This window comes from Streptomyces sp. NPDC004561 (assembly GCF_053602155.1).
Map to the genome: position 1 here is coordinate 1 of NZ_JBSGDB010000435.1, position 7457 is coordinate 7457.

Annotated in this window: 9 protein-coding genes; 4 read left to right on the plus strand and 5 right to left on the minus strand. The window is 71.7% G+C overall.

All coding sequences use genetic code 11. The annotated features are described in order from the left end of the window. A partial coding sequence (locus ACWEN3_RS36845; protein WP_452980201.1) for a DUF6003 family protein occupies nt 1-135 on the plus strand: 135 nt, incomplete at its 5' end. 49 nt (nt 136-184) lie between these two features. Here the strand turns inward: ACWEN3_RS36845 and ACWEN3_RS36850 are convergent. The 3 genes from ACWEN3_RS36850 to ACWEN3_RS36860 form a co-directional block, all read right to left on the minus strand. Continuing rightward, nucleotides 185-577 carry a DUF2267 domain-containing protein gene (locus tag ACWEN3_RS36850; RefSeq protein ID WP_452980177.1) on the minus strand — a complete coding sequence of 131 codons (393 nt, stop codon included), beginning with the start codon at nt 575-577 and terminating at the stop codon, nt 185-187. Between the two features lie 93 nt (nt 578-670). Then, a complete protein-coding gene (locus tag ACWEN3_RS36855) occupies nt 671-1168 on the minus strand; it encodes a hemerythrin domain-containing protein (protein ID WP_452980180.1) in 498 nt (165 codons plus the stop codon). A gap of 100 nt (nt 1169-1268) precedes the next feature. Beyond that, on the minus strand, nt 1269-1421 hold the full coding sequence (locus ACWEN3_RS36860) for a hypothetical protein (protein WP_452980183.1): 153 nt from the start codon (nt 1419-1421) through the stop codon (nt 1269-1271). 188 nt (nt 1422-1609) lie between these two features. Here ACWEN3_RS36860 and ACWEN3_RS36865 point away from each other — a divergent pair, with 188 nt between their 5' ends. Then, nucleotides 1610-3790 carry an NACHT domain-containing protein gene (locus ACWEN3_RS36865; RefSeq protein WP_452980186.1) on the plus strand — a complete coding sequence of 727 codons (2181 nt, stop codon included), beginning with the start codon at nt 1610-1612 and terminating at the stop codon, nt 3788-3790. Continuing rightward, nucleotides 3787-4680 (plus strand): restriction endonuclease, encoded by an 894-nt coding sequence (locus tag ACWEN3_RS36870; RefSeq protein ID WP_452980189.1) that lies wholly within the window; start codon nt 3787-3789, stop codon nt 4678-4680. Before ACWEN3_RS36865 ends, ACWEN3_RS36870 begins: the two co-directional genes overlap by 4 nt. Nucleotides 4681-4684: 4 nt before the next feature. On the opposite strand, the gene ACWEN3_RS36875 is transcribed toward ACWEN3_RS36870, so the two are convergent. Together ACWEN3_RS36875 and ACWEN3_RS36880 are read right to left on the minus strand one after the other, a co-directional pair. Beyond that, nucleotides 4685-5389 (minus strand): SDR family oxidoreductase, encoded by a 705-nt coding sequence (locus ACWEN3_RS36875; RefSeq protein ID WP_452980192.1) that lies wholly within the window; start codon nt 5387-5389, stop codon nt 4685-4687. A 139-nt stretch (nt 5390-5528) separates the two neighbouring features. After that, nucleotides 5529-6428 carry an SDR family NAD(P)-dependent oxidoreductase gene (locus ACWEN3_RS36880; RefSeq protein ID WP_452980195.1) on the minus strand — a complete coding sequence of 300 codons (900 nt, stop codon included), beginning with the start codon at nt 6426-6428 and terminating at the stop codon, nt 5529-5531. 69 nt (nt 6429-6497) lie between these two features. Here ACWEN3_RS36880 and ACWEN3_RS36885 point away from each other — a divergent pair, with 69 nt between their 5' ends. Beyond that, on the plus strand, nt 6498-7166 hold the full coding sequence (locus ACWEN3_RS36885; RefSeq protein ID WP_452980198.1) for a TetR family transcriptional regulator: 669 nt from the start codon (nt 6498-6500) through the stop codon (nt 7164-7166). Nucleotides 7167-7457: the final 291 nt, after the last annotated feature.

Genomic DNA, 7457 nt, shown 5'->3' on the forward strand with positions numbered 1-7457 from the left:
CTCAGCTACCGGGACACCACCCAGGACTGGCAGTCGCTGATCCACCGCGCCCTCACCGCCGGCATCCCCGCACCACGCATCGCCCAACTCACCGGCCTCAACCCACGGGACATCGCCCGCGCCGTCGGCGACTGAACCGCCACGACGCCGACAGCGCCCGGACGCCCGCTGCGGACTGGACCGGTCATCCGGGATCCGTGCAGCCGAACAGGCCGGCGTGTCCCGGTGGCAGCTGGGTGAGGAGCCGACGCAGCAGTGCGGTGTCGGCGACCTCGGCGAGGGTGGGGAGCACGGCGTCGATCTCGCGCCTGGCCTCGGCGAGGTCCTCGTCGCTGCGGTCGGCCACGGCTTCGACGAAGGACTCCGGTGTGAGTGGTTCGTTGGCCGGCCGGCCCGCGGTCAGCAGTCGTCCGCACCCTCGGGGCAGCACGGCGGCCAGGTCCGTGCGGTCGTCACCCACCAGGTGGGCGCCGAGGACCTCCAGCACGTTCTGTACGGCTCTGGCTCCCTGTTGCGGCCTGTCGTAACCCGCGCGTTCGGTGACCTGGGTGAGGAAGGTGTCCAGGCTGCAGTCCATGACGGCTCCTGTCGTAGCTCTCTGCTCCGCGGTGGGCGGGCTCGCCCGGCCGCCGGGTCTTCGTGACGCGGTCCGCGCGATGCCGATGCGGCATCACACGGATGTGGCGGCGTGAACGATGCGGTGCACGTTGGCGACGCTGCCGCAGCGCGCCGTCAGCAGGTCGGCCTCGGTCCTGGCGAAGCCGGCGCCGAGTTCCTCCCGGCAGTGCCGACTGAGGCTCTCCCGCACCCGGTTGACGAGGGTGCGCTCCTCCTCGTCCGTGTGGCGGGCGGTGACCGAGGCCAACTGCCGCAGCCTCCAGTCCCATTCGGCGGAGCCGATCTCCCGCACCTGCAGAAGGGCGAAGAGGACCTTGACGGCTTCCTGGTGCGCGGTCTCGATGTGCTCGACGGTGTCGGTGTCCTCGAAGGACACGAGGACCGGGTGCACCGAAGCCCGCTCGGCCTCACCGTGCGCGACCATCAGGTGTGCGAAGTCGTGAAGCGCGCTCTGGCGGTCAGCCTCCGTGCTGCGCATCAGGCGGAGCAGATCTTCCATCGTCCGGTGATCCTCGAGGATCATCTCGACGACATCCTGAGTCGATGTCATGGGATGCGCCTCCTCCCTGGAGTGGCTTTCACCTCCCGTTACCCGGCCACTTGCTGGGAATTCTATGCTTTACCCCATTTGCCCAGTAATCGCAGGTCAATCAGGCCCCGAGTACGGCCCACCTCCGGCAGCCGCTCAACAGCGCACGCGCCACAGTGAGGTTGACCCCGATGGCGAGGGCGCCGGGATCGTCGGCGCCCGGCACCCGCCGGTGGTCGCCCCGCAGTTGGGCGCCCGGTGCGTAACGCCGCATCGCCCCGACGCCCCCGGCCCGCACTGGTGAGCACCGGGGCGAAGGTAGGTCCGGGCGACGCGGTTCGTGGGTCACAACAGAGGCAACCGGTTCCGGACCGGCGCGTACGGCGGCATGATCGGGGGATGGTTGGTCTCGGCGGGCGCCGCCATCGGCGTACGTGGCAACTCATCCGCTTCGCATCCGTGATGGCGATCGCGGCGGCCGCGGTCTTCGCCGTGCGGCCCATCGTCCACGGCCGGCTCCAGCCCGTCGACACCGCCGGCCTGCTCGGGCTCCCCCTCGGGATCGCCGGTCTGGCGGCCGCTGTTCTGGCACTGCGCAGACCGATCGAAGGCAACGACGCCGAACTCGCGCGCGGCTGGGCCAGGACACTCGCCCGGCACGTCGAGACGGGGGAAGGCCGGGTACGGCGGCAGCTGCTCGGCGCCGACACGCAGCGCATCAACCTCGGCTACGTCCTGCACTCCGCGCCCGGCCGCATCGCCACCGCCCCACCGGCCGGGCGCACCTTCACCGACGCGACCCCCTCCACGCTGCCCGATGTCGTGGACTACTACCGTGCCACCCGGCCGCGGCGTCTGGTCATCACCGGCGCGGGCGGGGCGGGCAAGACCGTTCTCGCGCTGGAGCTCCTGCTCGCCCTCATCGAGAACCGCGCGGACGACGACCCGGTGCCGGTCCGTGTCCCCCTCGCCCAGTGGGACACCAGGCGGCCCCTGACCGAACTGCTGGCGCAGCGCCTGACGGACACCTACGACTGGCCCGCCGACCTGGCCGCCGGCCTGGTCGACCAGGGCCTGGTGCTGCCCGTCCTGGACGGACTCGACGAGATGGACCCCGTCCGCGACGACGGCACCCCGGACCCCGACGCGCCGAGGGCCCTCGCCGCACTGGAGGCCCTCAACGCCTACCAGGACGGCCGGGACGCCGGACCGCTGGTCCTGACCTGCCGCACCGACCACTACAACGCCCTCGCACCCGCCGGCTTGCTGATCGACGCGGCCCGCATCGCCATCGCCCCCGTCGACACCGAGCACGCCATCACGTATCTGCGCGACCGCGCCCGTGACTCCTCACGCTGGCAGCCGCTCCTCGACCACCTCCAGGCGCGGCCCGACGGTCCGCTCGCCGCGACCTTGTCCACTCCGTGGCGGCTGTGCCTGACCGCCACCGTCTACCACCGCACCGGCGATCCCGCCGAACTCCTCCACCGCCCCACCGCCCACGACCTCGACCGGCATCTCCTCGCGCGCTACATCCCCGCCGCCATCGCCAACATCCCCAACCCCCGCAACTACGCCCCCGAACAGGTCCACCACTGGCTCCACCACCTCGCCACCCACCTCGACACGCAGCACGCCGACCGGCCTGCCGGCAGCGGTGGACCGGGGACCGACCTCGTCCCCCACCGTCTGTGGCCGACCGCGGGCGCACACCGTGTGCGCGTCGCCGACGGCGTCCTGACGTCGAGTCTTCTCCTCTTCTGTCTGGGCGCCGCTCTCACCCTCCACGTGCCGGGCGCGGTCAGCGGGATCGCCGCGGGAGCAGTTCTCGACGCGGCGTTCACCGCGGGAACATCCCGGGTGCGAGAGCCCCGGCGACCGAACTGGCGTCGGTTCAGGCATCGCCGCACCATCCTGCTCGTCGGCCTCGGCATCGCGCTGACGTGTGTGATCACCGTGATCAACGCCGTGATCGGGAAGTACACCGGAGGCTTCGCGGGCGGCGCGCTCGGCGGCACAGCGGGTGGGCTGCGCGGACAGGTCGCTCCCACCCTGGTCCTCGGGCTCGCTCTCGGGCTCCTGATCGGGCTGACGGCGTCCGTCGAGGAACCGCCCTCGGCCGCGGCCCGGATCCGGGACATCGTCCGTGACGACTTCTTGTGGTCCCTGACCGTCGGACTGCTCCTGGGCGGCACGTCCGGCATCGTCTACGGCACGACCTACGGGCCCCTGGCGGGCGCCGCGACCGCCGTCACGATCGGGCTCTGGTGCAGTGCGGGCCTCGGCGCACCGGGTGTCGGCGCGACCAGCCCGGGGCGCCGCTACCTGGTGTTCGTCCTCTGCTCCAGCGCGCAGGGCACCGCCCCTCTCCGCCTGCACGCCTTCCTGAACTGGGCCGCCGAGGCAGGCATGTTGCGGTTGTCGGGGCCCGCCTACCAGTTCCGCCACCGCGAACTGCAGCAGTGGCTCACCCGGCACCCCGCACCCCCGGCCCTGAACCACGGGTCCCCGGTCAGGTGCGCGACCGTGGGCCGGCGTCCCCGTGACCCGCCCGCACCCCGGGCAAGGTGCGAGAGCGGGGCGATCTTGGGCATTCGTAGATCACTGATCTTCGTTCGCCGTCCGGGAGAGAGCCCGCGATGACCATACCCACGCGCCCTGTTCGACGAGTGCCGCGCGACCGGCGCTTCGATCTGCGCACCACCGCCTTGTTCTTCATGCTGCTCGCGATCATCCTCTGCCTCCTCGCCTTCCTGGTGCGCACCGCCGCGGGCATCGTGGAGCGTCGCCCGCTGTGGGCCGCTGCACTGGCGACGCTCGGCATCGCGGCCGCCGTGATGTCCCGATCCGGATGGCGCAGGCTGTCCGCCGGGAGATGTGCCCGCAAGGCGGCCCGGGCGCTGCACGAAGCGGCCGAGAGGGCGTCCGGCAGCCTGGACGCCACGCCGGTGGCCGACGCCGGCCTGTCGGCCCCGCAAGTCAGCGCATTCACAGAGCCGTTCACCGGGGCCGCCCCGACAGGCACTGGTGGCGACGAGGTCCGCCTCCGCCCGGAAGGAGCACCGGTCGTCCTCTCTCCGCAGGGCGTGGGCGGCGAAGAGAGGACGGTGCCGCTCGACTACACCGAGCTGGACCCCGACGGCTTCGAGCAGGCCGTGGCCGACCTGTGCGCCCGGGACGGCTGCCTGGAGGTGGAGGTCGTGGGGGGCGCCGGCGACTTGGGAGCGGACGTCGTCGCGATCACGGCGGACGGGCGGCGCGTGGTCGTCCAGTGCAAGCAGTACGGTGACACCCACAAGGTCGGCTCACAGGACATGCAGCGCTTCGGCGGCACCTGTTTCACCATCCACGAGGCCGACATCGCGGCGCTCATCACCACGAGCGAGTTCACAACGCCCGCTCTCGAGTACGCGCGGCAGTGCGGCATCGTGTGCATGGACGGCCACGACCTGGAGACATGGCGTCACGGCACCGGCCCGGCCCCCTGGCACCGGACAGACGTCGAGCCCTGGTCAGGCGACCAGGAGGCGTAGGGCCCTAGCCGGCCAGCTGCGGGTAGAGCGCAGTCAGGTCAGCGGAGAGGCCCGCCTTGACGTTTCGGGTGATGTCGTCCGCCAGGACCTCGTACGCTCCGGCCTCGATGCCGTCGAGCGCCAGGGCGGCCACGTCGCCGGGGGTGGACTTGGGCGCGTCGACGTGTGTGGTCATGTCCGTGTCGATGTAGCCGACGTGCAGTCCGGTGACCGTGATGCCCCGCGGGGCGAGCTCCAGGCGCAGGGAGTTGGTCTGTGACCACAGGGCCGCCTTGGTGGCGCTGTAGGAGCCGGCGAGCCCGATCCACGAGAGCACGGAGTGGACGTTGAGGAGGTGCCCGCCGCCGTTGCGCTCGATGACCGGCGCGAAGGCCCGGGTGACCAGCAGCGGCCCGAAGAAGTTGGTCTCGAACTCCCGGCGTACGTCCTCGACCGGCGCGTCGAGGAAGGAGGTCGCGCCGAGCGAGACACCCGCGTTGTTGATCAGGATGGTGACGTCCTGCGCCCGCGCGGTCGCGGCCTCGACCGAGCCGGGGTCGGTGACCTCCAGGGCGAGCGGCACGGCGTCGGGGTGCGTCACGGTGCGCGGGTCGCGTGCGGTGGCGTACACCTTGGCGGCACCGCGCTCGTACAGCCCCTCCACCAGCGCCTTGCCCAGGCCACGGCTGCCGCCGGTGACCAGAACCACGGAGTCCTTGATCGAAGTCATGTCCATCTCTCCACATTGAAACCGATCGGTTTCCAGCACCGTAAACCGATCGGTTTCCGACCGCAAGGTCCGCGCCCCCGCGAGGGGCGACAACGGCGAGTAGCCCCGCCGGCCCGGTGCCCGCTCACACCTCCGGGACTCAGGACCGCGCGCCGCCGCTGTCAGCGGCCTCGGGAGGGAGCTGCGCGGGGCAGGGCTCGCTGAAGTCGGCCGAGCGGCTCACCTTCTCCCAGGTGGTCGCCTCCGTCACCTGGCGGTGGGAGTAGTCGAGGGCCATGGTCACGGCGTTCACGCCCAGCAGGAGGTGGCTCGGAATCTCGTCGCGCCGTACGGTCCGCACGATGATCTCGGCGGCACGGCGAGGGTCCCCGGCCGCGCCGGACGCGCCCTGGCGCACGCGCCGGTTCATCGCACCCACGGTCTCGTCGTAGGCGTCGGAGACGGCATGGACCGTCATGGACGAACCGGCCCAGTCGGTGGCGAAGCCGCTCGGCTCGACGACCATGACCCGGACGCCGAACGGCGCGGTCTCCGCGGCCAGGACGCGGCTGAAGCCGTCGACGGCGAATTTGGCCGCCTGGTACGAGGCGATGCCCGGCGAGCCGCCGACCCGGCCCCCGACCGAGGAGAACTGCACCACGGTGCCCGCGCCCTGTCGGCGCAGGGTGGGCAGGGTGGCCTTGGTGACGTTGTAGACACCCCAGAAGTTGGTCTCGAACTGGGCGCGGAAGTCGTCGTCGTCCGCCGTCTCGATGGGCGACACGTTCGCATACCCGGCGTTGTTGACGAGCACGTCGATGCGCCCGAAGCGCGCGACGGCCGCCTCGACCGCCTCGCGCGCCGCGTCCGCGCTGGTGACGTCCAGGGCGAGCGGAAGGACGCGGTCGCCGTACTCGCCGAACGCCTCCGCGAGCGCCTCGGGGCGGCGGGCGGTGGCCACGACGCGATCGCCCGCCTCCAGGGCCGCGGCGACCAGGGCGCGGCCGAGACCGCGCGACGAACCGGTGATGAACCAGACCTGTGGATTCCGTCGACTCATGCCGTTAGTACAACACCGTTCTCTTATTAATGCAACGTCGTTGCCTTATGGCTTCCTATGATGACCTCCATGAGTGAGCCCGCCTTTCGACGTGCGCGCAGTGCCGAGGCCAAACAGGCGCGGGAACAAGCGATCCTGGAAGCGGCCCGGGCGCTCGCCCGTCGGCACGGTGTGCGGGACGTGACGCTCACCGACATCGCCGCGCAGGTGGGCATGCACAAGTCGGCGCTGCTGCGCTACTTCGAGACGAGGGAGCAGATCTTCCTCGAGCTGACCGCGGAGGGCTGGCGGCAGTGGTCCGCCGACCTGCGCGCCGACCTGGGAGGCAGGGCGCGGGCCACCCCCGCCGAGGTCGCCGCCGCCATCGCCGGAACACTGGCGGCACGCCCCATGTTCTGCGACCTGCTCGCCCAGGCGCCCCTGAACCTCGAACGGAACGTGTCGATCGATTCGGTGCGTTCCTTCAAGCTGGCGACGCTTCAGGAGATCGAGTCGATCGGCGTCGAGTTGCGCCGGCTGCTCGGTCTGACCGAGTTGCAGACGGTCGACACCATCGCCACGGCGACCGGCATGGCGGGGGCACTGTGGCAGATGGCCACGCCCGGACCGCTCCTGCGGGAGCTCTACGTGAGCGATCCCCGGCTCAGCCATGCCGTGGTCGAGGTCGAACCCCGGCTGACCCGTGTCCTCGACGCCTTCCTCACCGGGCTCGGCGTGCAGTCCGCCGCGACCCCCTGAGGGGTGGGCCCGCCTCGCGGGGACCCTCGGTTGAGGTCGACGCTTTCGACGCGTAGGCGGTCACGCCTCACAACTGCCCTGAGTCACGGGCGGGTTCACAGCGATTCCGCCTGCTTCCACTCGCGGGTTCCCGACCGGGCTCGCCGCACGATGGCGGTACCGGATGAGGCGGGGAACGGCCCGAGCGCGTGGATGCACGTTCCCCGCCCCTCCGGGTCGGGGGGGGCGCGCCGCCGCCGGCGAGGGTGCGGGGGGGCGGGCGGGGGGGGTCGCCGCGGCCCGGGCCGCCGT

Bases quoted from the DNA above. Each gene is read 5' to 3' on its own strand.
- ACWEN3_RS36870 (WP_452980189.1), top strand. From the start codon at position 3,787: ATGACCATACCCACGCGCCCTGTTCGACGAGTGCCGCGCGACCGGCGC.
- ACWEN3_RS36875 (WP_452980192.1), bottom strand. From the start codon at position 5,389: ATGACTTCGATCAAGGACTCCGTGGTTCTGGTCACCGGCGGCAGCCGT.
- ACWEN3_RS36850 (WP_452980177.1), bottom strand. From the start codon at position 577: ATGGACTGCAGCCTGGACACCTTCCTCACCCAGGTCACCGAACGCGCG.
- ACWEN3_RS36880 (WP_452980195.1), bottom strand. From the start codon at position 6,428: ATGAGTCGACGGAATCCACAGGTCTGGTTCATCACCGGTTCGTCGCGC.
- ACWEN3_RS36885 (WP_452980198.1), top strand. From the start codon at position 6,498: ATGAGTGAGCCCGCCTTTCGACGTGCGCGCAGTGCCGAGGCCAAACAG.
- ACWEN3_RS36855 (WP_452980180.1), bottom strand. From the start codon at position 1,168: ATGACATCGACTCAGGATGTCGTCGAGATGATCCTCGAGGATCACCGG.
- ACWEN3_RS36865 (WP_452980186.1), top strand. From the start codon at position 1,610: ATGGCGATCGCGGCGGCCGCGGTCTTCGCCGTGCGGCCCATCGTCCAC.
- ACWEN3_RS36860 (WP_452980183.1), bottom strand. From the start codon at position 1,421: ATGCGGCGTTACGCACCGGGCGCCCAACTGCGGGGCGACCACCGGCGG.